The organism is Pseudomonas sp. 24 E 13 (assembly GCF_900004715.1).
GTDB classification, from domain to species: domain Bacteria; phylum Pseudomonadota; class Gammaproteobacteria; order Pseudomonadales; family Pseudomonadaceae; genus Aquipseudomonas; species Aquipseudomonas orientalis_A.
In genome coordinates, this window is record NZ_CVTO01000096.1 from 9,860 (window position 1) to 10,093 (window position 234).

Genomic DNA, 234 nt, shown 5'->3' on the forward strand with positions numbered 1-234 from the left:
CCCCTGTTACCGCCGTGAAAGGGCGGTGTCCTAGGCCACTAGACGAAGGGGACACGCTACTGAAACACATGGTGTGTATTCCAGTGCCCAGGGGCCTCATCCGAAGATGTGGTCCTGGTTTCACTCAATGCCGCCCGAAGGCCACACTGCTTGTAAATTGGAGCGGGAAACGAGACTCGAACTCGCGACCCCGACCTTGGCAAGGTCGTGCTCTACCAACTGAGCTATTCCCGC

Annotated in this window: 1 tRNA gene; it reads right to left on the reverse strand. The window is 58.1% G+C overall.

Annotation, left to right across the window (positions count from 1 at the left end):
* Positions 1-158: 158 nt before the first annotated feature.
* Positions 159-234 (reverse strand) — tRNA-Gly (locus tag BFP90_RS07045).